At 58.3% G+C, this 20,132-nt stretch carries 20 protein-coding genes and 3 pseudogenes; 9 read left to right on the forward strand and 14 right to left on the reverse strand.

All coding sequences use genetic code 11. The annotated features are described in order from the left end of the window. Positions 1 to 20 precede the first annotated feature (20 nt). The gene (locus GSM73_RS08735) at positions 21 to 926 is read right to left on the reverse strand and encodes an AraC family transcriptional regulator (RefSeq protein ID WP_107322322.1); all 906 of its coding nucleotides are present in this window, start codon (positions 924 to 926) and stop codon (positions 21 to 23) included. A 110-nt stretch (positions 927 to 1,036) separates the two neighbouring features. Here GSM73_RS08735 and GSM73_RS08740 point away from each other — a divergent pair, with 110 nt between their 5' ends. Both GSM73_RS08740 and GSM73_RS08745 read left to right on the forward strand, forming a co-directional pair. Beyond that, entirely contained in the window at positions 1,037 to 1,384 is a 348-nt protein-coding gene (locus GSM73_RS08740; protein WP_047225688.1) for a carboxymuconolactone decarboxylase family protein, read from the forward strand. Between the two features lie 151 nt (positions 1,385 to 1,535). Further along, positions 1,536 to 1,979: an HIT family protein gene (locus tag GSM73_RS08745; protein WP_076384354.1), complete on the forward strand. Its 444-nt coding sequence runs from the start codon at positions 1,536 to 1,538 to the stop codon at positions 1,977 to 1,979. Between the two features lie 30 nt (positions 1,980 to 2,009). Here the strand turns inward: GSM73_RS08745 and GSM73_RS08750 are convergent, their stop codons facing one another. The 3 genes from GSM73_RS08750 to GSM73_RS08760 all read right to left on the reverse strand — a co-directional run bounded on the left by GSM73_RS08750 (position 2,010) and on the right by GSM73_RS08760 (position 6,155). Continuing rightward, entirely contained in the window at positions 2,010 to 3,260 is a 1,251-nt protein-coding gene (locus tag GSM73_RS08750) for an MFS transporter (RefSeq protein ID WP_160892204.1), read from the reverse strand. A 120-nt stretch (positions 3,261 to 3,380) separates the two neighbouring features. Then, a complete protein-coding gene (locus tag GSM73_RS08755; protein WP_160892206.1) occupies positions 3,381 to 5,147 on the reverse strand; it encodes a S8/S53 family peptidase in 1,767 nt (588 codons plus the stop codon). A gap of 111 nt (positions 5,148 to 5,258) precedes the next feature. Next, positions 5,259 to 6,155 (reverse strand): AraC family transcriptional regulator, encoded by an 897-nt coding sequence (locus GSM73_RS08760; RefSeq protein WP_173406892.1) that lies wholly within the window; start codon positions 6,153 to 6,155, stop codon positions 5,259 to 5,261. Positions 6,156 to 6,299: 144 nt separating this feature from the next. Here GSM73_RS08760 and GSM73_RS27110 point away from each other — a divergent pair. From GSM73_RS27110 to GSM73_RS08775, 3 genes and pseudogenes are all read left to right on the forward strand, one after another. Then, positions 6,300 to 6,380: pseudogene (locus GSM73_RS27110) on the forward strand (3-oxoacyl-ACP reductase); the annotation flags it as partial. 16 nt (positions 6,381 to 6,396) lie between these two features. Continuing rightward, positions 6,397 to 6,798, forward strand: a complete 402-nt coding sequence (locus tag GSM73_RS08770; RefSeq protein ID WP_160892208.1) for a VOC family protein — start codon at positions 6,397 to 6,399, stop codon at positions 6,796 to 6,798. Next, positions 6,795 to 7,772, forward strand: a complete 978-nt coding sequence (locus GSM73_RS08775) for a trans-acting enoyl reductase family protein (protein WP_160892210.1) — start codon at positions 6,795 to 6,797, stop codon at positions 7,770 to 7,772. Before GSM73_RS08770 ends, GSM73_RS08775 begins: the two co-directional genes overlap by 4 nt. A 21-nt stretch (positions 7,773 to 7,793) precedes the next feature. Here GSM73_RS08775 and GSM73_RS27115 read toward each other — a convergent pair. Both GSM73_RS27115 and GSM73_RS08785 read right to left on the reverse strand, forming a co-directional pair. Continuing rightward, positions 7,794 to 7,907 (reverse strand): annotated as a pseudogene (locus GSM73_RS27115) (OprD family outer membrane porin); the annotation flags it as partial. A 22-nt stretch (positions 7,908 to 7,929) separates the two neighbouring features. Beyond that, positions 7,930 to 8,436: a transporter suffix domain-containing protein gene (locus tag GSM73_RS08785; RefSeq protein ID WP_076384367.1), complete on the reverse strand. Its 507-nt coding sequence runs from the start codon at positions 8,434 to 8,436 to the stop codon at positions 7,930 to 7,932. A gap of 116 nt (positions 8,437 to 8,552) precedes the next feature. Here GSM73_RS08785 and GSM73_RS08790 point away from each other — a divergent pair, with 116 nt between their 5' ends. Genes GSM73_RS08790 through GSM73_RS08800 form a run of 3 tightly spaced genes read left to right on the forward strand, consistent with a single transcriptional unit; the run spans position 8,553 to position 12,229 of the window. Beyond that, positions 8,553 to 10,079 carry a TolC family protein gene (locus tag GSM73_RS08790; protein ID WP_160892214.1) on the forward strand — a complete coding sequence of 509 codons (1,527 nt, stop codon included), beginning with the start codon at positions 8,553 to 8,555 and terminating at the stop codon, positions 10,077 to 10,079. Further along, positions 10,072 to 11,211 (forward strand): HlyD family secretion protein, encoded by a 1,140-nt coding sequence (locus tag GSM73_RS08795; RefSeq protein WP_160892216.1) that lies wholly within the window; start codon positions 10,072 to 10,074, stop codon positions 11,209 to 11,211. Before GSM73_RS08790 ends, GSM73_RS08795 begins: the two co-directional genes overlap by 8 nt. Then, positions 11,201 to 12,229, forward strand: coding sequence for a DUF2955 domain-containing protein (locus GSM73_RS08800; protein ID WP_160892218.1), 1,029 nt, complete (start codon positions 11,201 to 11,203; stop codon positions 12,227 to 12,229). Before GSM73_RS08795 ends, GSM73_RS08800 begins: the two co-directional genes overlap by 11 nt. A 204-nt stretch (positions 12,230 to 12,433) precedes the next feature. Here the strand turns inward: GSM73_RS08800 and GSM73_RS08805 are convergent. The 8 genes and pseudogenes from GSM73_RS08805 to GSM73_RS08840 form a co-directional block, all read right to left on the reverse strand. Then, a pseudogene (locus tag GSM73_RS08805) lies at positions 12,434 to 12,529 on the reverse strand (transposase domain-containing protein); the annotation flags it as partial. Then, positions 12,530 to 13,540 (reverse strand): NAD(P)-dependent alcohol dehydrogenase, encoded by a 1,011-nt coding sequence (locus tag GSM73_RS08810; protein ID WP_047225703.1) that lies wholly within the window; start codon positions 13,538 to 13,540, stop codon positions 12,530 to 12,532. Between the two features lie 55 nt (positions 13,541 to 13,595). Next, positions 13,596 to 13,892 (reverse strand): helix-turn-helix transcriptional regulator, encoded by a 297-nt coding sequence (locus GSM73_RS08815; RefSeq protein WP_047225704.1) that lies wholly within the window; start codon positions 13,890 to 13,892, stop codon positions 13,596 to 13,598. 227 nt (positions 13,893 to 14,119) lie between these two features. Beyond that, positions 14,120 to 14,650 carry a nucleotidyltransferase family protein gene (locus tag GSM73_RS08820; protein WP_256676789.1) on the reverse strand — a complete coding sequence of 177 codons (531 nt, stop codon included), beginning with the start codon at positions 14,648 to 14,650 and terminating at the stop codon, positions 14,120 to 14,122. 157 nt (positions 14,651 to 14,807) lie between these two features. Next, positions 14,808 to 15,617, reverse strand: a complete 810-nt coding sequence (locus GSM73_RS08825) for an NYN domain-containing protein (protein ID WP_107322332.1) — start codon at positions 15,615 to 15,617, stop codon at positions 14,808 to 14,810. 307 nt (positions 15,618 to 15,924) lie between these two features. Continuing rightward, complete coding sequence (locus tag GSM73_RS08830) at positions 15,925 to 16,926, reverse strand: NAD(P)H-quinone oxidoreductase (RefSeq protein WP_160892220.1); 1,002 nt, start codon at positions 16,924 to 16,926, stop codon at positions 15,925 to 15,927. Then, positions 16,923 to 17,261 carry a carboxymuconolactone decarboxylase family protein gene (locus GSM73_RS08835; RefSeq protein ID WP_047225708.1) on the reverse strand — a complete coding sequence of 113 codons (339 nt, stop codon included), beginning with the start codon at positions 17,259 to 17,261 and terminating at the stop codon, positions 16,923 to 16,925. The genes GSM73_RS08830 and GSM73_RS08835 overlap by 4 nt, the downstream gene beginning before the upstream one ends. A gap of 11 nt (positions 17,262 to 17,272) precedes the next feature. Next, a complete protein-coding gene (locus GSM73_RS08840; RefSeq protein ID WP_047225709.1) occupies positions 17,273 to 18,709 on the reverse strand; it encodes an NAD-dependent succinate-semialdehyde dehydrogenase in 1,437 nt (478 codons plus the stop codon). A 242-nt stretch (positions 18,710 to 18,951) separates the two neighbouring features. On the opposite strand from GSM73_RS08840, the gene GSM73_RS08845 reads away from it, so the two are divergent. Then, complete coding sequence (locus GSM73_RS08845) at positions 18,952 to 19,878, forward strand: LysR family transcriptional regulator (RefSeq protein WP_047225710.1); 927 nt, start codon at positions 18,952 to 18,954, stop codon at positions 19,876 to 19,878. Positions 19,879 to 20,132 lie beyond the last annotated feature (254 nt).

Below are 20,132 nucleotides of genomic sequence, written 5' to 3' on the forward strand. Positions count from 1 at the left end.
CCCAGCGCCCTTGCCACAGGCTAGATCGTACGTCGCACTTTTCCTGGTGCTTGCCCATAAATCTCCTTGAACTTCTTGCTGAACGCCGCCTGGGATTGGTAACCGACCTGCACGGCAATATCGCTCAAGCCCAAATGTGAATGGCTGAGCAGACTGAACGCCAACTCCATGCGTATTTGCGTCAACAACACCCAAGGCGATACCCCGGCCACGCGAACGAAGGTTCGCATGAAGTTCGCGCGGGACATGTTCGCGAGGTCCGCCAGGCCCTGGATCGTCCACTCGTAGGCCGGATCTGCGAGCATCGCCTGCCAGGCTCGGCCCAGACGTTTATCGCCCAACAGCGCCAGCGAGCCGCTGTCCTGGCCGTGATTTGCCAGATGCGCACGCAGAATAAGCGTGAACAATGCCTGGGAAAGCGCATCGAGCAGAAAACGGGCACCGACCTTGGCCTCATCGGCTTCCGCACGAATGACTTCCACCAGCGCGGGTAGCGGACCGTTGGCCGACAACGCGCCGCTGGGGATGACCAGGTATTCGGGCAGGGAGGCAAACAGCAGTGAGGCCCGATTGAAGTGAAAGTCGCCACACAGCATGTCCAGTTCTGCACTGGCGTTGCCAATACGATGGACCGGCAGCGCGCCACCTGTGACGAGTTTCGGTGAAGTTGGCGCCACTGTTTTCCCAGGGCTGTGCATCAGGTGTCGCGCACCACGGGGCAGAAGCAGGATGTCACCTGCGCGCATGGGCAAACGCTGCCCATCGGGAAACTCCACCCGGCACTCTCCCGCCAACACGATGTGATAGGGCGCTCTGCCCAGGGCTTGCTGTTCATGATCCAGAGCCCAGTCACCCTGGAACTGACAGCGTAGATCCAGACTGCCGCGCACATTGGCCAGGCTGATGAGTCGATCGATCGCATTCATTTGAGAGCATCGCCAAAAAAACTGAGCGGATTGAACAAAATCGACCCGCGCCGGAGTGAAAAACTGAGGGCGTCGAAACAGTACACCCAACCCACTCAGGAGTTAATGCCATGTTCAATAACTGGTCTGAAATGTTGCCCACCATTCAAAAAGCCTTTGGCGCGCTGGGCAAGAGCAACCCGAAAATGGTCAAGGCCTACATGGCCCTTGGGGAGGCCGCCAGCGAAAACGACGTACTCGATGCCAAGACCCGCGAGCTGATTTCGATTGCCGTCGCGGTGACCACCCGCTGCGATGGCTGTATCGCCGCGCACACGGACTCGGCGATCAAGGCTGGGGCGAGCCGCGAGGAAGTGGCCGCCGCCCTGGCAACCGCGATCTCGCTGAATGCAGGCGCCGCGTACATCTACTCGCTGCGTTCGCTTGAAGCCTATGACACGTTGAAAAACCGCGCGTGACGCCACGCAACGTCAGGCCCCGGCACTGCAAAGTACCGGGGCTTTTGCCCGTTTTATGGAAAACAGCCAGTTGATTGTGCTAAACCTTCTGATCGTTCGATGCCGGCTTGCTGGCAGTCAACTGTCCTGACAACCGCTTAAGGGAATGATCATGAGCCTGCACGGCGATTACGATCCGCAGAACATCTTCGCGCTAATCCTTCGTGGCGACGCGCCGTGCTACAAGATTTACGAAGACGCCGATGTACTGGCTTTTCTGGATATCTTTCCTCAATCGCGCGGCCACGTCCTGGTGATTCCCAAAGCGTCCCAGGCCCGGAATATTCTTGATGTCGAGCCTGCGGCCCTCGGCGCGATGATGTCTGCCGTGCAGCGGCTCACACGGGTCATCGTGGACGAGCTGAAGCCCGATGGTGTGCAAATCGCGCAGTTCAACGGGGCTCCGGCCGGGCAGACGGTCTACCACATTCATGTACACATCGTCCCTCGCTGGGAGGGCGAGGAGGCGGGCATACATGGGCGGGGCAAGGCCGACCCCGAGGAGCTCAAAGTGCTGCAGGCACGTCTGGTCGAGCGCATCCGTGCAGGGGGCTAGCGCTGGCCCGATCCTGACGTAGGTAGCGAGTCAGTACACGGTTTTCTTGAAAGGGCGGGTGACCACGCCCGTGTAAAACGCCAGGATCGCGAGGCCTTGCACCACGACAGCGGCAATCACGATAGCGACGATGGCCTGGCTCGGTTCGGCAAAGACTGAACGGACCAGGCCGAAGAACGCCGGAGCGAAGGCATAGGTGGCTTGACTGATTGCGACCATCAGCGCAATCACCCTGGCGGTCTGTTCGCGGCTGAACTCAGTCTGGGCGATCAACGGCGGCAATGAAGTGGCGTTGCCGATTCCCGAACCGATCAACACCACCGCCACCCAGGCAACCGCCGGGTGGATATCCAGGCCCAGGAGCATCAGTGTTCCAAGCATCTGAATCCCATAACCCAGGCAGGCCAGTTGACGGCGGTTGACGCCTTGGGTCATCAGGCGTGCGGCCACGTAACGCCCGCCCATGGCGCTGGCGGTGGCCAGGCCCATGGCGAATGAGGCGTCATGGGCGCCCATGCGTCCCGCCAGAATCGAATACAGGTGGGCGATCAAGCCTATCTGGGCGAACAACCCCAGGGACATGCCCGCTGCCAGGGAACGGAAACTGGCCGACTTGAGGGTTTGCGCCGCGGTCCAGGGTGCGGCGCTCGTACCCGTCGCGACCGGTTCTGGCTGGTCGGCATTGTCCGGATGCTGGCCGAGGCTTTGAGGGCTTTTATTGAACACCAGAAAGGCGAAGCAGCCGAGCAGCACCACGGCTGCGAGGCTGATCACCAGCGCCGCTGTGGCAAAGCCAAAACGCTCGATCAGCAACACCCACAACGGCGAGAAAATCACCCCACCCATGCTGGCGCCGTTGTAAGCCTTGCCCAAGGCTTTGGGCCGCTCCTTGATATACCAGGGCGCGATCAGGGTGTTAACGGCGGCGGCGCCTAATGTCACCCAACCGATGCCCGAGCAGATGGCCCCGGCATACAGCACCCATAATTGGCTGGCCTGAGCCCAGATATTCACCCCGACCCCCAGCACCACGCAGCCCAGCAGGGTAATGGCCGGTACACCGAAGCGCGCGTAGAGCCTTGGCAGGTTGGCGATGACCAGGGTGCCGCTGAGAAAGTGCAGCGTAACGGCCGCCGACACCTGGGCCACCGGCCAGCCGGTGCGATCCATCACGGCCTGCATATAGATCGGCGGCCCATAGAAACCGACCCCCCATCCGATCATTGCCAGGATGAATGTGCAGGCCAGTACGGTCTTTCCAAAAAAACGGGTGGGTTTCATCGCCATCTCCTCCATGTGGGCTCACAGGTTATGCACCTGAGGCATCGCTCACTTCGAGGAGGGTCAAACTATGGATGTCGCTGCTGCCAATACTTTTTAATCCCACACCCAGTGCCAGGTTCAGCGCACGCGCGTGCGGCTCTGCTCCGCCAGGTCCAGCGCTTTTTGCATGTCCAATCGAGCCGAACGCCCCACGTCCTTGTCGTTTAGCTGATAGCTGCGCTCCGACGGCAGGATGGGCGCGGTGAGGTCCTCGCCATCCATCCGTTCGAAGTCGTGGTTTTCACCAATGGTCATGGCGCTGCGCCGGAGCAGCATGCGTAGCTGCTCGGGCTGAAGTTGCGGGTTGATGGACAGCATCGCCGCCAGCAAGCCCGCGACCATGGGCGTGGCATAGGATGTGCCGCAATGCACTGCGCCGTTTTCGCCGGCGCTGGTGGTCGAGGCGTGGGCGCAAGCGGCGGCGGTGATGTCCACGCGCATGTCGATATTCGAGGAGCTGCGCTTGACCGCATAGCCCGGGTCATCGACGGCAACCCCGGCGCGCTCGTTGCGCTGGTGCCCGCCGACCACCAGCAGTTGTTCGGTGATGAACGACGAGGGCAGGCGGTATTCATCGGTGCCCGAGAACGAAGACCCATTGCCGGCGGAGTTCACCACCACCACGTCGGGATGCTCCTTGCGCAGCCACAGGAAAAACTCTTCCAGCAGTTCCTCGTAACCGCTCATGGCGATGCCTGAGCGCAACAGCGAGTCGACTTCATCGCCTTTGACGTTTTTCGCGCCAACGCGGTGAATGCCCCAGCTCCAGTTGAGCACCCGCACGCCGTCCTCCACAAGATTGACCGAGGCGGCGATGTTGGCGGTGATCCCGGCATCGGAGTTGCGCTCGACAATGACTTCGAAACCACCGCTGGCTCTGTCCAGACCCCGGAGAAAACCGGTGTTTCCACCGTCATCCCAGCCCGCGGCGAGAATGCCGGCGACGGTGGTGCCGTGGTTGTCTGGCGTACTCGCATCGCGCGCATAGACGCAGGTGCGCGGCATCGAGCAGCCGCCGAGGTAGTCGGCGAAATCGGCGGTGTCGAAATCCACGTTACGTTCGATCAGGCCAATGCGCACCGGTTGCGGCGGGGGGGGCGGTTGCCGCGCAGGAATGCGCCGCTGGTAGTAGTTCACCGCGTCGAGAAAACGGTTGGCGGCCCATTCATCGGAGTCCAGGGCCGGCTTCTTCGGCTCTTCGGGGTGAGCGCTGGCTTGCTCGGCCTCTTCTGCCGCCGACTCCTCGATCACCACGGCATCGACACTGGTCTCGCTGCCCATCCGTAGCACCAGCGCGTCGCGCTGCACCAGATCCTTGGCAGGTAGCCGAAGCTGATACAGGTTCAGGGGAGCAATACTGCCGACGACCTTGGCGCCGTATTTTTGGGCGAGACGCTCAGCTTCCTGGCGCCCATCGTGATTTTCCTCGATCAACAGGCTCACCAGATCGACGTAGGTGCTCAAGCCGTCCATGTTCTTGGCGACTTCGTCCGGCCCGGCGGCCAATACGTGACTGTTGCGCAGGCTCAGCCAGGCTGCATTGCTGACGCGCTGCCCGTCTTCCAGCCAAATAGGGCCGCTCTGATAGGCGGCGCTGTCCAGGCGCACGCGCAGGTTTTGCCCTTCGCGTTGGACAATGAGCGCGGGTAGCGTTTTTTCACCGAGTTTCAGTTGTGGCGTTTGAGTATCCAAGCCATGCACCGTCAGGCACCAGTCCTGATGCTGGCTCTGCAGCAGGTCACCGCAGCGGTCCAGGCGTTCCAGACGCAGCGGTTCTTGTGCGGCGGCCGCCGTGCTGGCGGCCAACGTGAGCAACGTAGCGAGGACAGCAGATCGTAAGGACATGAGTCAGGTTTCTTTGCCGAGGGGCCTGGTGTTCCGACTGCCCCGTGGCCTGTTTCGTTCAGCGCGAACAGCAACGGTGACTGACTCACAGCATCCGGGGGAAAAACCGTTTCATCTGATCTGCTCGCCGAGAATTTCACCCTGAATTCTTGCCGCATCGCGTGCTGGGGGCAGTCCGAATACTCGTGCGTAATCGCGACTGAACTGCGTAGCGCTTTCGTAACCGACCTCCAATGCCGCGCTGGTAACGCTTTTGGCATGGGCAACCAGGAGTGTCCGAGCCTGAAGCAAACGCACTCTTTTTTGGTACTGCAGAGGGCTCAGCGCGGTCACGGCTTTGAAGTGACGGTGAAAGGCCGAAACGCTCATCGCAGCCCGTTGTGCCAGCGCTTCCACGCGAATGGACTCGGCAAATTCCCGGCGAATGTACTGGATCGCGAGGCTGACCCGAGCCATGGCGCTATCGGGTGCTGCGATATCACGCAGCATCCAGCCGTGAGGGCCTTGTAACACCCGGTAGAGGATCTCTCGTTCGTAAACGGGGGCAAGGGCCGCAATGTCTTCAGGCCGGTTCATCAACCGCAGCATACGGACCCAGGCATCCATCAACTCGGGCGTGACTGAGGCTACCGAAAAGCCCGCATCCTTTTCGTATTGGCCGACAGGCTTTGGCAGGTCGGCGAGCAAAGTTGCCAGGACCGCCGGGTCGAGTGTCAGGCTGACCGCCAGGTAAGGCTCGCCGGACGCAGCAGGATGGACTTGGCCGACCGCTGGCAATTCGATGGACATGACGAAATAGGTCGCAGGGTCATAGTCCAGCGTACGGTCGCCGATGGTCATTGACTTACTGCCTTGCAGAATCAGATTGATCATCGGTTCGTAAACGGCGGCCAGCAAATGCGCCGGGATTTCACCCTGGACCATGGCCAGGCGCGGTATGCCCGTTTCCGTGCGGCGGTTCTCGGCCCGAGCGGCCAGGGCGCGCAGTTCATTGAGTGGGTTGGTCATGGGGGCCATCTGAACCCAGGCGGATGCGTCCACGCAAGCAAAAAGCAGAAACAGGCAGGATTCGAGCAGGAACGGCTGCGCTCGCTACCAAGGCGATGGTTACTGTGGTGACTCAACTCAGTGACAGTGGCGCAGCGAATGAGCGTGGTCGCCATGCTGCTGTCCGAAGAAGGACGCTGGATCAATGCTCAGACGATCGAAGTCGCGGGCGGCTACAACATCTGAATAGCGAGGCTAGCGCATGCTTGATCATATTTTTATCTCAGTCAGCGACATTGAGCGTTCCATCCGTTTCTACACCGCGACACTGACCCCGCTGGGCATTACCGCGCGACTTGATTACGACGGCAAGGACGGACCGCCAGGCCACCCGGATCTCAAGGGCTTCGGCGCCAATGGGCGGATGTTCTTCTGGTTGCGCGAGGGCGTGGTCGAGGGGCGAGCCGTGCATGTCGGTTTCGTGGCGAGCAGCAAGGCCGAGGTCAACGCGGCGTATGCGGAGGCCATGGCCAGTGGCGGCCGCGACAACGGCGCCCCCGGCGCACGTCTGCATTACGACCCCGATTACTACGCAGCCAATGTCCTTGACCCGGATGGCTACAGCCTCGAATTCGTCTACAAGAACTGGCAGCACAATCAATGAAAAAATTAATGATCTACGGCGCGACGGGCTACACCGGGCGCATGGCTGCCGAGCATGCCAAAGCGTTGGGGCTGGAATTTGTCATCGCCGGACGCAATGGCGAAAGGTTGCAGGCTCTGGCTGCTCAACTGAACGTCACGTACCGAGTGTTCAGCCCGGATATACACGCAGCACAATCCCTGGAAGGCATCAGCGTGCTGCTGAACTTCGCCGGGCCTTTTGCACAGACAGCGCCCGCCCTGATGCAGACCTGCATCAAGGCTGGGGTCGACTACCTGGATATCACTGCCGAGATCAACGTCTATCGGCAGGCCGAACAGCTTGGCGCACAGGCCGTCCAAGCGGGTGTCATGTTGCTGCCCGGCGTCGGCTGGGACGTGGTGCCGACAGACTGCCTGGCCATGCATGTCGCCCGTCGTGTACAGGATCCGCAGTCGCTGAAGATGGCGCTGCAGGTCGCAGGCTCCATGTCACGGGGATCGGCTTTGAGCGTCAGCGAGATCATCGGCGCGGGGCTCTTGGCGCGGGTGGACGGATTACTGGTGGCAACACCCGACGCGCAGCCTCAGCACTTCGACTTTGGCGATGGCCCGGCACTGTGCGCACCGCTGTCCTTCGGTGATCTGATCACCGGGTGGCATTCCACCGCAGTCCCCAATATCGCCATGTTCGTGAATATCACCGGTGATGCCTTTCCCGAAGGCGACCTGTCACAACTTTCCGACGGCCCAAGCGTTGAACAACGTGAGGCCAACCGCGCCCGCGCCGTGGCAGAAGTCACAGGAGCTGACGGCACGGTGGCGCGTTCAATGATCGAGACCGTCAACGGCTACACCTACACCCCCCTGGCGGCTGTGGAGGCGGCGCGGCGGGTACTGGACGGTGAGCGGCGGGCAGGCTTTGAAACCCCGGGCCGGATGTTCGGTGTCGGTTTCGCCGAGACGATTGCAGGGACGACAATCACTGATTTATAGGGGTACAACGGTGGCGGGCCGGCTAGAGACAAGCTTTACCTTCAGCAGGCCTATCGCATCGATACTCAACCCCAGCGGCCCTTCGGTGAATCCGGATTCGTAATTGACTTGAAAGCCCTGCGCCCATTCATGTTCATTTGTCGTTTCTATCGTCGACTCAGGTCGCACTTGAGTCCGAGACACGTGCCGTTCGCACAAATAACGCGTGCACCTTCTCCCAGAAATTCCCCCCGAGTACAAAAAAGCTGCCAATCAGCATGACGTCACCCAGCAATTGGGCCTGCCAGAGGTTCGGTCTGAGACCTGGCCAGAAGGCATCGACGTAAGGCTCGAGGAATGAGGAGATCAACGGCAAGCAGAACATCACGATGCCGATTCGATGACGAACCGGGCCAACTTCGTCCTTCATGGAAGGCACAAGCCCGGACACGTAACCGACCAAGCTGCCCTTCAACTGCTGGAAGCCGGCCTTGCCCATGACGGCGATGACGAGAATCAGCAGGACTTTGTTGCTGATAAACAGGACCCCAGTCAGCGCTGCGATCTTTGATCCAGGCACATCGAGCGCCGCCGCGACCGGCACCATCAGCCAGGAGCCTAGCATCAGACAAATGATGGCTATACCCAGTTTGAAGCGCCATTTAGCGGTATGGGGGGAGTTCATGGCTGCCGTACCTTTTTGACTGGTCTTATCAAATGTAACGATGCTTGAAGAGCTTAGCAGTCTGCGGGCGATCAGGCGTCTATGCTCCTGTAATCTTCCTTGACTGGAAAAAACGCATGCATCTGACGCGATCGGGCCAACTGCTAGTGTTTGGAGTGCTCGGCTTGAGCGGCTGCGTGCGCCTGGGGCCAGACTTTCAGTCACCGAGGGAGGCGTGGCCAGGACACTGGACAACTCCTGCCCTTGAGCAAGTCAGCCAACGCAGCCGGGCCCCGGACTTTCGTCAATGGTGGCAAGTTTTCGGCGACCCGATCCTCAATCGTCTGATTGCCGAGGCGGATGCCAACAATTCAGACCTTAAAGTTGCCGGTCTGCGGGTGATTGAGGCACGGGCCCAGTTGGGTATTGCCCAAAGCGGGCGTTACCCACAACTGCAGCAGGCCAGCGCCGACAGTCTGTACTTCAACCGTCAGCAATCCGGCGGAAGTAGTCCGCAAAACAGTCATTTCTGGCAATACAGTGCGGGGTTCGACATTGGTTGGGAACTGGACTTCTGGGGGCGCTTCAGTCGCGCCATTGAATCATCCGATGCCAGTTACTTCGCCGCCCAGGCCAATTTCGAAGACGGGCTGGTTCTGCTGCGCGCCCAACTAGCCAGTACTTACTTTTCGCTGCGTACCACCGAAGCACGTTTGCGCGTGGCCAAGGAAAACGCCAAACAGCAAAAGCGTAACTTCGAGATAACCGAGAAGCTGTTCAAGAGCGGCCAGAATGCAGAGCTCGACCTGCAACAAGCCAGAACCCAATACCTGGGCACCCTGAGTACCATCCCCAACTTCGAGGATCAGGTTCTGCGTACCCGTAATTCGTTGGCGGTACTGATTGGACGGCCGCCCGGCGCTCTGCCGCAACTGGTCGAAAATGAAGGATGGATTCCGCTGGTGGACCGTACCGTGCTGCAGGATGTACCGGCCAACCTGCTGCTGCGCAGGCCCGACGTGCGTGCCGCTGAACTCAATGTCGCGGCCCAGTCGGCCCTGATCGGCGTGGCCGAAACCGATTTCTATCCGTCGCTGACCTTGCTGGGCAGCATCGTTTGGACGACTGATACGCTCAATGGCACCCCCAGGAGTCTGGACCTGATCGGTGGCCCGAGTCTGCGCTGGAATCTGTTCGACCACGGCCAGATCAGTAACAACGTGCGCGTCCAGGATGCGCGGTTGCAGCAACTGATCGAAGGGTACCGCGAAAAAGTGCGCCAAGCGGCACGCGAGGCAGATGACGCAGCCAATGGACTGATCAAGTCCCTGGAGCGCGAAGCAATCCTGCGTGAGGCCGAAGTCGCCGCCAAGCGATCACTGGTGCTGGCCAACGCCCTGTATCGGGAAGGGTATTCGGACTTCCAGCGGGTGCTCGACTCGCAACGCGCACTGCTGGAGCAACAGGACAATTACCTGGTCAGCCGAAGCAATGCCGTCAGCAATGTGATTGCCCTATACAAAGCGTTGGGCGGCGGTTGGTACAGCGTCCAACCGAAAGTCGCCCCGGCCACCCGCCAGCAAATGGAAGGGCGCACGGACTGGGGCAACTTGCTGGATGAGCCTTCAGCAGCGGAACCGAAAAAGGTCAACAAACATGAGTGAAGCCGCGCAGTCTTCCACCGATGCCTCTTCCCCCGAGGCGCCAGAACCGCCAGTTGAATCCGGCTCAAAAGGCATCAAGTGGGTACTGATCTTGATCACACTGAGTCTGGTCTGGTACTTGTTGGCTGACCGCTTTACGCCTTATACGCAACAGGCTCGAGTCGGTGCCTTTGTGATACCGGTGGCTGCGGAAGTGGCTGGTCGAGTCATCCGCGTCAACGTGCGTAACAATCAGGACGTCAAGGCGGGAGACGTGCTGTTCGAAGTGGATCCTCAGCCATATCAGATTGCCGTCGACCGTGCGCATGCAGATCTTGAGTCCACCCGTCGACAGATCGGTGCCAGCACCGCTGGCATAGCCGCGGCACAAGCCAATTTGCGAGCGGCCCAGGCGAATGAACTCAAGGCGCGGCAGGACAACCAGCGGCTCGAGGGTTTGTACCGCGAAGACCCAGGCACCATTTCCGTACGCTTGCTCGAAGTATCGCGCGCCAACTACCAACAAGCGCTCAGCCAGGTCGCCGCCGCCCGTGCCGAGGTCCAGCGCGCGCGCGAGCAAGAAGGTGGCAGTGCGGAAAACAACGCTTTGCTGCGCAGCGCCGCCACCGCGTTGTCGAAAGCTGAACTCGACCTGGCTAATACACAGATTCGCGCACGTTCGGCAGGTTTGATCACCGATCTACGCACCGACGCGGGGCAGTTCGCAGCCATCGGCAGCCCAGTCATGACCCTGATCGCCATCCATGATGTGTGGATCAGCGCAGACATGACCGAAAACAACCTCGGTCTGGTCAAGCCCCAGACACCGGTGGCGATCGTCCTGGATGCATTGCCAGGCGAAGTGTTCGACGGGCGTGTACGCAGTGTCGGCTACGGCGTCAGCGTGGGTCCGACGACAGCGCCCGGTACATTGCCAGCTGTGCAGAACAGCCGGGACTGGCTTCGTCCGGCACAGCGTTTTCCGGTGATCATCGAATTTTCCGAGGATTCAATGGCCAGGCTGCGTGACACTCGCGCGATACGTGCCGGTGGCCAAGCCGAGGTCATGGCTTTCCCCTCTCAAGGCAACCCGCTGAATCCACTGGGCCGCATATTTCTGAGGCTGATGAGTTGGCTGTCTTATGTCTACTAAGCGGACGCCGAGGACTCAGCGGGCGTTGCGCCTGGCTACAGGCACCGCGCTGTGCCTTGCGGTCAGCTTCGGCGTAGCCTTGCCGATTCCCTTTATCGCGCCCGTGCTTGCGGTACTTTTGATTTCCACCCTCAATCGTCCGTTGCAACTCAAGGCCGGACTGACACTGGCCCTGGTCGCGATGTTGACCACCGGTGTCGGCCTATTGCTTATCCCAATCCTGCGCTACTACCCGTTCAGCGGCGTTCTCCTGGTCGGCGTGAGCCTGTTCCTGGTTTTTCGATTGGGTCTGCGTGGCGGCAATAACCTGATCGTCACGTTTCTGGTGATCGGCCTGACCATGATCTCCTCAGCTGGCTTCGTCGATTTTGACTTGGCGATGATGATCATCGGTGCATTGGTTAAAGGCTTGATCCTCGCTGTCATCGTGCTGGCGATAAGTCATTGGCTGTTTCCCGAGTCAGCCAATACTCCGTCACCACCTGCGGCCCCGGCCTTGCGGGCGGAAGACGTCGACAGGGTTGCGCTACGGGCAGCGCTGATTGTATTACCAGCGTTTCTGGTGGCCCTGATTGATCCGGCCACTTACCTGCCCATTGTCTTGAAAGCGGTCAGCCTGGGTCAGCAGAGCTCCACAACGACGTCGCGTAATGCCGCTCGAGAATTGATTGGCTCGACCTTGTTGGGAGGCCTGCTGGCGGTGTTGTTCTGGTGTGCACTGAGTCTCTTTGTACACCTATGGATGTTCTTCCTTTGGATGCTGCTGTTCGGCCTCGTGCTGGCGCGCAAGCTATATGGGATAAGCCCTACACGGTTAAGCCCAGGGTTCTGGCTCAACAGCCTGATCACCCTGATTATTCTGTTGGGCCAGTCGGTTCAAGACAGTATTGCGGGCAAGGACGTCTACACGGCGTTTGCCGTACGCATGGGACTGTTCATTCTCGTGACGCTGTATGCCTGTCTGATGGTTCATATTCTGGATCAGCGACAACCAAGACGAGCTCAAGAATTAATCTGATGGATAGACCGCTTCATGGGCAATCCTTGCGATGAAATCCTCAGAAATCATGGCAAGGGGTGGCAAAAGCGTTTACTCACTTTGGGGCGATGCAGACTGCCGGTCGTGAAAGTCCACTATCGACTCATACTGTTTTAAACCGCAGGTCTTGAACTGCTCGGCGGTGTTTTCACACACCCTGGACCCCTTGCTGCCGGTTGTGACAGGCAGCAAGGGGCCAATCTCTCTCGTCCGCTGCGTCGGCAGCCGTGGCAGCAGATCTTTGAGATAGGCATACGGATCATGCCGATGCATGCGTGCTTAGATATCCAGGCAAATTTTGCCGAAATGCTGGTTGGTTTCCTGATACTTGAACGCTTCGACAATCTCGCTCATAGGGAAATGACGATCAATAATCGGGCGCATGCCATTAGCATTGATGGCTCGGATCATGTCCTGCTGCTGGCTGCGGCTACCCACCAATACACCCTGCAGACGCACTTGCTTGATCAGTGCCGGTACAAAATTCATTGCACCGCTTACGCCACTCAATATGCCGATGACGGAGATGTGACCAGCAACCCGAATTGCACTCATCGATTGCTCAAGCGTCGCAGGGCCGCCGACTTCGATGATGTGGTCAACACCACGGCCACCCGTTAGCGCGCGTGCAGTTTCGCCCCAGTTGAGGTCTTTGCGGTAATTGATCACATGATCAGCGCCTAGCGCTTTCAGACGTTCAAGTTTTTCGTCGCTTGAAGAGGTCGCAATAACGGTAGCGCCGGCCATTTTAGCGAACTGCAGGGCGAAAATTGAAACGCCACCAGTGCCTTGGACGAGCACGGTGTCGCCCGGCTTGAGTGAGTCATCGGCCATCAGGGCGCGCCATGCAGTCAGGCCAGCGGTGGTAAGCGTCGACGCTTCAGCATGGCTGTAGCCAATAGGCGCGAGGGTGAACGATGTGGCGTTGGCCGTTACTTGCTCACGAGCGTAGCCGTCAATGCCATCACCTGGCACGCTGACAAAGCCTTCAACCAGTGGCGTACCGTTGATCCATTCCGGGAAGAAGGTGCTGACGACCGAGTCACCTACCTTGAATTCAGTGACATCTGGGCCGACAGCAATGACTTCACCTGCACCATCGGCCATGGGGATGCGTTTTTCGCTAGGGCCCCACATACCGCTGACCACCGCGAAGTCGTGGTAGTTGAGCGAGTTTGCATGAAGACGTACGGTGATTTCGCCACGCGCTGCGGCTCGGACTTCGCTGCTGCCAACCACAACCTTTTCATAGCCGCCACCGGGTTCAACGAAGATAGTTTTGCTGCTCATAGGGGTTCCCTCATGTTTTCTCATTACGCGAAATAACGAAATGAATGTTTAAAAATTACAATTCGATGATCAGCCTAGCCGCAAAGTCATTAATCGCCTGCTCATTGCGCCGGTAGTAAGTCCATTTTCCGATGCGGGTGGTCAGCACGAAGCCTGCACGTTGCAAGATAGCTAAATGTGCAGACGCAGTAGAAGGTGAAAGCCCCGCCTTGTGCTGCAAATGGGTGACGCACACGCCTATCGCAGGATCGCCATGATCCTGAGGGGGGAAATTACTGAGTGGGTCTTTGAGCCACTCCATCATTTGCATGCGAGTGTCATTGCCCAGGGCTTTGAGCTGTTCGAGTATCATGGGCGGCAATGTTACGCTTTTTTACGAAATGTTCAATAAGTCATCTATGGCCCAGCGCAAAGGGTTGAAATCAAAAACGCATCCAGCTGAATCGACCCCGCTATTTGTAGACGCCTTGAATGACTGCTTGGGCAGCCAGTAAAGTCATCAATATCGATATGTCTCACGCTGGGAAGGTGAGAGGGTATGCGCCTTTTGCTTGGCCGGGATACGCCAAGCGCTCCGATTCAACTTTGTGTTTCCACGATCCTGAGCCAAGGCCAGCGAGCCTGATAACTTTTCGCCTTCTGATCGAACAGATCCGGCTTGGGATTCTTTGGGTTGATGCGAAGGAACCCTTGCTCGGTGTCGGTCAGGCCGTTGGGGGCATAAACTTCGCCAGTTTCTATATCCAAACCAATGCAGGTACCCGAAACCAGGTAGCGATCAACTCCGTCTTTAGCCGACTGAAGCTGGGGATAGTCCGCTCCAAACCGCTGGCGGTACCACAGGTGAACGCGAGCCTGATTCTTGATCTCAACGTTCACTTCAAGGTCTTGGAAGAGACGCTGAGCTGAGTTGATGACCTCATTCTCAGCGTCCCAGGACAGATCACTGTCGAAGTAAAAAACGTCGTAATCCTTCACTCCCCAGGCTGGTGGCAGCTGTGACTGATGATTCCAGACGGCTTGGAACAGGCAGCCTGCAGTGAGCATGCATTGATTCAAACCGAGTGAAGGTAGGCGTGAGGTGATTTCCGCATTTATTGGATTGGCCATTGCTATCCTGACCAACCTTTCGACAGTCAATGTCATTTTCGTCCCTTTGGAATCGATCTAGTCCTGGCGACCGGCAATAGATCATCGCTTGGTAAAATTTCTCCAATGACGGCGTTTCCACACACTCTGGGCCAAGAGCGGTCATTGGTTTTGGGGGCTACAAACCGGGCTGTCGATGCCGGGCATAGAGAATTGAACCACCCACTCCGGACGTTCCTCTAGCTTGCAGTTCAAACGTATCCGGATACCCCTTGATCAGTTCACTGAGCTTTTTGTAACCATGGGTGCGAGGGTCGAATTCAGGTCTCAATTTGCTGATGTTGGTGCCTAGCGCACCCAGGTGAACCCAGCCATCCTCGTCGGCAATGTCATCCAATATCTTTGCAATAAAACTTACGGGTGCCTTGGGTAGTTTTTTCGCCTCGGGCGTACTGGCGACATTGACGGTCTCAATTTCGGCGAGTGGCTCGGGTTCGGGGCGATCATGTCCATTGCTTGCAGCAACAAGCGCTTCACCGCGCAACAATTCGGTATAGATAAACTTGTCGCAGGCCGACACGAACGGTCTCGGGGTTTTTTCTTCACCAAACCCGTAGACCGTCAAACCTTCTTCTCGTAACCGCGATGCGAGCCGGGTGAAGTCACTGTCGCTCGAGACCAGGCAGAAACCGTCGAAGCGGCGGGTGTATAGCAGGTCCATTGCGTCGATGATCAACGCACTGTCTGTTGCGTTCTTACCTTTGGTATACGCGAACTGTTGAATAGGCTGAATCGAATGGTCGAGCAGCACCTTTTTCCATCCGCCCAACTGAGGGCCAGTCCAGTCGCCATAGATCCGCTTGACGTTGGCGACACCATACTTGGCGATTTCTTCGAATAAACCTTCAACAATTGCCGCCGCGGCGTTGTCGGCGTCGATTAACACTGCCAAGTGTTTTTGCGTGACGGTGGGTGCGTGGATGGCCATAGGTCGTCCTCGAGTTGAGGACTTAAACATACCGTTAAAGCAACGACGAACAAAAGGGGCGCCGCTGCCAGAGGGCATGAAACAGTGGGCGGCAGCGACAACAGGGGAAACCTATGGGCCAGGAAATGAGCCGGGTAATCAGGAGTCCGGGATGCCGATGCTGTTATCCGAGTTACTGAGAAGGCGAATACGACCGTAGTACCTGAGAAGCCATGGAACAACGGGCCTAGTCCTGTGAAAATGGTTTTTTCATCCTGAAGGGTGCCCACCAGGGGCACCGTTTCAGTTCTATCGCAAGACGCCAGACTCAAACCAAGTCTTCAGGCTGCATGGTCAAAATGATTTTCCCGACGTTCTTGCAAGATTCCATCCGGCGATGTGCATCGGCGGCACGTGATAACGGGAACGTGCTGTCAACGACAGGCTCGAGGCTTGCAGCGCCATCGAAGCGATCAAGCCAATGCTCACGGAAGCGCCTGATCATGTCGTGCTTCTCCGGCTGCGTGCGGGACTTCATGACCGTGCCAATGATTTGCAAGTGACGGTAGAGGATATGCTCCAGCTCTATAGTTACTTTGCCGCCACCGCCGAGGATGCCAACCTGAATCAGGCGGCCGCCATGCGCAAGGGACGCGACGTTGCGTGCGAAGTAGGGCTCGCCGACGAAGTCGATGACGATATCGACGCCTCGACCGTTGGTTTTATCGGCAATGACTTCGGCGAAGTCCTGTGTCTTGTAGTCAATCGCGACATCTGCCCCCAAGTGTTCGACGCGAGACAACTTGCTGCCTTCAGTTGTCGCATACACCGTGGCGCCTGTGGCGTAAGCCAGCTGCACGGCTGCAGACCCAACGCCTCCAGCAGCAGCGTGAATCAGCACCGAGTCGCTGGCCTTGAGCCGAGCCAGATGCATCATCGCTTCATGGGCGGTGACGAAGACCTCCGGAATTGCTGCCGCGTGCACATAGTCCAGTTGGGCAGGGATGTGCATGGCCATGCGGTAGTCGATTCGAGCCAGTTCGGCATAGGCGCCGCCTCCAACAACGCCCATCACTCGATCACCCACCTCAAATCCGATCACCTCACTGCCTGCATCGATCACCTCTCCGGCGATCTCCAGCCCGATGATCAGGGAGTCGCCGAAATTAGGATGGCCATAGCCACCCGTTCGATGAGTCAGATCCGCACGGTTTACCCCCGCGGCATAGACACGCACTAGCAGGTCGGTAGGACGCACTTCAGGAGTGGCAACCTCTGCGAGTTCCAGAACGTCTGCGGCACCAAATTCTCTGATGTTGATGGCTTTCATGCTTGGTTGTTCTCCGATTCGGTAAACGTGGCGTTGGCGATAGCAGACGCGGTAATGGCGCCAGGGAATCCCACGTAGAAAGCCAGGTGCGTGATCGCCGCTGCAATTTCGTCATGGTTAACGCCATTGCCCACCGCCCGGCGTAAATGAGCGGGCAATTCTTCCGAGTGGCCCCCGGCGATCAATGCGGCCACGGTGATCAGGCTGCGGTCGCGGGGAGACAATGCCGGATCGCTCCAGATCTGCGGATAAAGCGTTGAGTCGACGAACTGCGACAACTTGGGCGTGAATGCGCGCGCCGCTTCGCGGGGACTGCTGAAATTGATCTTGGACATGGGAATTACCCTTAAACCTGGCTGATGAATTTGTGGGTCAGATAGTGCTCGATGCCTTCAATGCCGCCTTCCGAGCCATGACCGCTTTCTTTCATGCCGCCGAACGGAAGCTCGGTGGCGACGATGCGGTATTGGTTGATCCCAATCATTCCGGCCTCCAATCCGTCAGCGACGTCAATGGCGGTTCGCGCACTGGATGTGAATGCGTACGCTGAGAGCCCGTAGGGCAGGCGGTTCGCTTCTTTCAGTCCATCCGCCAATTCATCGAACGGCATCAGTACTGCGATCGGGCCAAAGGGTTCTTCGTGCATGACTCGGGCGTTCAGCGGCACATCCGCCAGAACGGTGGGCTGGAAGAAGAAGCCTTCACGTGACAACGCTTCGCCCCCGATCAATACCCGAGCACCTTTCTCGACGGCATCGGCCACCAGTTCTTCCATCTTTGCCAATTGCCTTGGGTTGGCCAAAGGGCCCACTTGAGTGTCTGGATGCAGGCCATCACCGATTCTCAGGGCTTTGGTTGCAGCGACAAAATGATCGACAAAAGCTTGATAGGCACCGCGCTGGATCAGAAAACGAGTGGATGAAATGCACACCTGTCCGGTCCCGCGAAACCGATTCGCGACACCTTCGGTTGCAGCCTTTTCAATATCTGCATCTGCGAATACGAGCACGGGGCCGTGCCCACCCAACTCAAGGGTGATGGGCTTAACGCCTTCGGCAGCTCGGGCAGATAGCAGGCGACCGATGGGCACTGAGCCGGTAAAGGTGACTTTGCGAATGATCGGTGAGGCGATCAGATGGCTGGACACTTGATCCGGTACGCCGAAGACCACCTGCAGCACCCCTTTGGGCAAGCCTGCGTCGTCGAGCGCACGAGCCAGGGCCAGCGCTGTGGAAGGACTTTCTTCACCTGGCTTGAGGATAACGCTGCACCCGGCGGCCAAGGCTGCCGAGAGCTTGCGGGCTGGAGTAATGGCCGGGAAGTTCCAGGGTGTGAACGCTGCCACTGGGCCGATGGCCTGGCGTTTGACCAGTTGCAGTACGCCAGGACGGTTGGCCGGTACCACGCGGCCATCAATACGCCGGGCACTCTCGGCGAACCACTCGAAGTATTCCGCCGCACGTATCACTTCATCCATGCTTTCACCCAGCGGCTTGCCTTCTTCCAGTGTCATTTGCGCGGCGATGTGCGGTGCTCGTTCAATGATCAGGTCGGCGGCCCGCTTGAGGATTTTTGCGCGTTTGTCAGGTACGGTCTGGCGCCATTGTTCGAAGCTCAGTCGAGCCACCTCAAGGGCGTTATCAAGGTCACCTGCGGTGGCGAGGGGGACGCGCCCGATCATCCGTCCGGTTGCCGGGTTAACGACAGCAGCAGTGTCGCGCCCTTGGTCACTGATCCATTCACCACCGATGAAAAGATAAAGCGGGTCGTAGGGAGTGTTCATGATGTGGCCTTCATTTGGTTGTCAGGGTTTGGTATGACGCTCGGCGCCTGAGTGGCTGTGCCGCAGGCCTGTTGAGGCGGCCTGTGCAACCAAGTCTATGGAAGGCGACACCGTTGATTTAGTCGGCCCAGAGGGAATCATTGTTGTCAGCAGAGGTAATATCGAGCATCGGGCCGAGCGTGTAGCATCATGGAAAAATGCGTGTTTTCACGGGTATGCGTCAGATCTGAAGGAAGGTCGCAATGGATAAGCTTTCGAACATGTCGGTCTACATAAAGGTTGTCGAGATGGGCAGTTTCACTGCCGTGGCAAATCATCTGGACTCCACAGTAGGTAACGTATCGCGTGCTGTTTCTGCGCTCGAAAACGTGCTCGATGCGCGTCTGTTGCAACGCTCGACCCGGCGCCTGTCGGTCACTGATGCGGGGCGGCGGTTCTATGAGCGGTGCACGAAAATTCTGGCTGATCTTGAGAGTGCGGAAGCCGAAGCAAGCAACGCGGCCTTGCAGCCCAGGGGAACACTCCGTGTGCATTGTGTACCCGGACTGGCTCGGCATCTGGTCACGGGAGCCGTGCTGGAATACCGCAAACATTTTCCGGATGTCACTGTGGATCTATTGCTTTCCCAGCGCATGCCTAACCTGCTTGAAGACCAGCTCGATGTCTCGATTCTGATTGCCCGAACGCTGCCTGATTCGGCGTATGTCAGCCAAAAGATCGGTGTCAGCCATTGCGTTCTGGTGGCGTCACCAGACTATCTGGCTCGACATGCGCCGCCCGTGACGCCGAAGGATCTCGATGATCACCAGTGTCTGCTGCTGGGCACCGTGGACTATGTCAGGGATGAGTGGCAACTGAAGAGCAAGGCGGGCGACGCGACATTTGTCCCTGCCGGGCCAAGTTTCAGCGTGAACGATATGGATGCGATGGCGGTGGCTATTCGGGAGGGGGCTGGAATTGGGTTGCTGGCCGGGTTTACGGCCGTCGAGGATTTGCGCTCCGGGAAGCTGGTGCGGGTTCTGCCTGACTTCCATACGTATGAGCGCAACGTCTATGCCATCTACAACTCACGACAGTTTGTCGATGCAAAAATCACCCGCTTCATCGACACGTTAAAGGATCGGGTTGGTCGTCAATTGGCAGCCACCGCTCAGGAGCTCATCCATTGAAATACCGCGAGTCATAAGTATTTTCACCTCGACAAGACAACTTTCGAGCAACTCGCCTAAGCGCAAGGATATGTAGCCCCCCAAAAACCACCACCGGTAGCATCGACTGGCCAATACCCAATAGTGAATTAAGCTATGAGGGCTGACCGCCTCCCGGCTCAAGTCGCTTTCAGGACACGTTAAGTCGTCTGTGTGCAATCGCCGCCCCCCGGGAGTGGCAAGCTGTAACGATGCCCCGGACCTGGTGCGCCTAG

Source organism: Pseudomonas sp. PICF6, assembly GCF_009831705.1.
GTDB lineage: Bacteria > Pseudomonadota > Gammaproteobacteria > Pseudomonadales > Pseudomonadaceae > Aquipseudomonas > Aquipseudomonas rhizophila.

Excerpts from the sequence above, each read along its gene's own strand:
- GSM73_RS08735 (WP_107322322.1), bottom strand. The coding sequence starts at position 926 with ATGAATGCGATCGATCGACTCATCAGCCTGGCCAATGTGCGCGGCAGT.
- GSM73_RS08740 (WP_047225688.1), top strand. The coding sequence starts at position 1,037 with ATGTTCAATAACTGGTCTGAAATGTTGCCCACCATTCAAAAAGCCTTT.
- GSM73_RS08745 (WP_076384354.1), top strand. The coding sequence starts at position 1,536 with ATGAGCCTGCACGGCGATTACGATCCGCAGAACATCTTCGCGCTAATC.
- GSM73_RS08750 (WP_160892204.1), bottom strand. The coding sequence starts at position 3,260 with ATGAAACCCACCCGTTTTTTTGGAAAGACCGTACTGGCCTGCACATTC.
- GSM73_RS08755 (WP_160892206.1), bottom strand. The coding sequence starts at position 5,147 with ATGTCCTTACGATCTGCTGTCCTCGCTACGTTGCTCACGTTGGCCGCC.
- GSM73_RS08760 (WP_173406892.1), bottom strand. The coding sequence starts at position 6,155 with ATGACCAACCCACTCAATGAACTGCGCGCCCTGGCCGCTCGGGCCGAG.
- GSM73_RS08770 (WP_160892208.1), top strand. The coding sequence starts at position 6,397 with ATGCTTGATCATATTTTTATCTCAGTCAGCGACATTGAGCGTTCCATC.
- GSM73_RS08775 (WP_160892210.1), top strand. The coding sequence starts at position 6,795 with ATGAAAAAATTAATGATCTACGGCGCGACGGGCTACACCGGGCGCATG.
- GSM73_RS08785 (WP_076384367.1), bottom strand. The coding sequence starts at position 8,436 with ATGAACTCCCCCCATACCGCTAAATGGCGCTTCAAACTGGGTATAGCC.
- GSM73_RS08790 (WP_160892214.1), top strand. The coding sequence starts at position 8,553 with ATGCATCTGACGCGATCGGGCCAACTGCTAGTGTTTGGAGTGCTCGGC.
- GSM73_RS08795 (WP_160892216.1), top strand. The coding sequence starts at position 10,072 with ATGAGTGAAGCCGCGCAGTCTTCCACCGATGCCTCTTCCCCCGAGGCG.
- GSM73_RS08800 (WP_160892218.1), top strand. The coding sequence starts at position 11,201 with ATGTCTACTAAGCGGACGCCGAGGACTCAGCGGGCGTTGCGCCTGGCT.
- GSM73_RS08810 (WP_047225703.1), bottom strand. The coding sequence starts at position 13,540 with ATGAGCAGCAAAACTATCTTCGTTGAACCCGGTGGCGGCTATGAAAAG.
- GSM73_RS08815 (WP_047225704.1), bottom strand. The coding sequence starts at position 13,892 with ATGATACTCGAACAGCTCAAAGCCCTGGGCAATGACACTCGCATGCAA.
- GSM73_RS08820 (WP_256676789.1), bottom strand. The coding sequence starts at position 14,650 with ATGGCCAATCCAATAAATGCGGAAATCACCTCACGCCTACCTTCACTC.
- GSM73_RS08825 (WP_107322332.1), bottom strand. The coding sequence starts at position 15,617 with ATGGCCATCCACGCACCCACCGTCACGCAAAAACACTTGGCAGTGTTA.
- GSM73_RS08830 (WP_160892220.1), bottom strand. The coding sequence starts at position 16,926 with ATGAAAGCCATCAACATCAGAGAATTTGGTGCCGCAGACGTTCTGGAA.
- GSM73_RS08835 (WP_047225708.1), bottom strand. The coding sequence starts at position 17,261 with ATGTCCAAGATCAATTTCAGCAGTCCCCGCGAAGCGGCGCGCGCATTC.
- GSM73_RS08840 (WP_047225709.1), bottom strand. The coding sequence starts at position 18,709 with ATGAACACTCCCTACGACCCGCTTTATCTTTTCATCGGTGGTGAATGG.
- GSM73_RS08845 (WP_047225710.1), top strand. The coding sequence starts at position 18,952 with ATGGATAAGCTTTCGAACATGTCGGTCTACATAAAGGTTGTCGAGATG.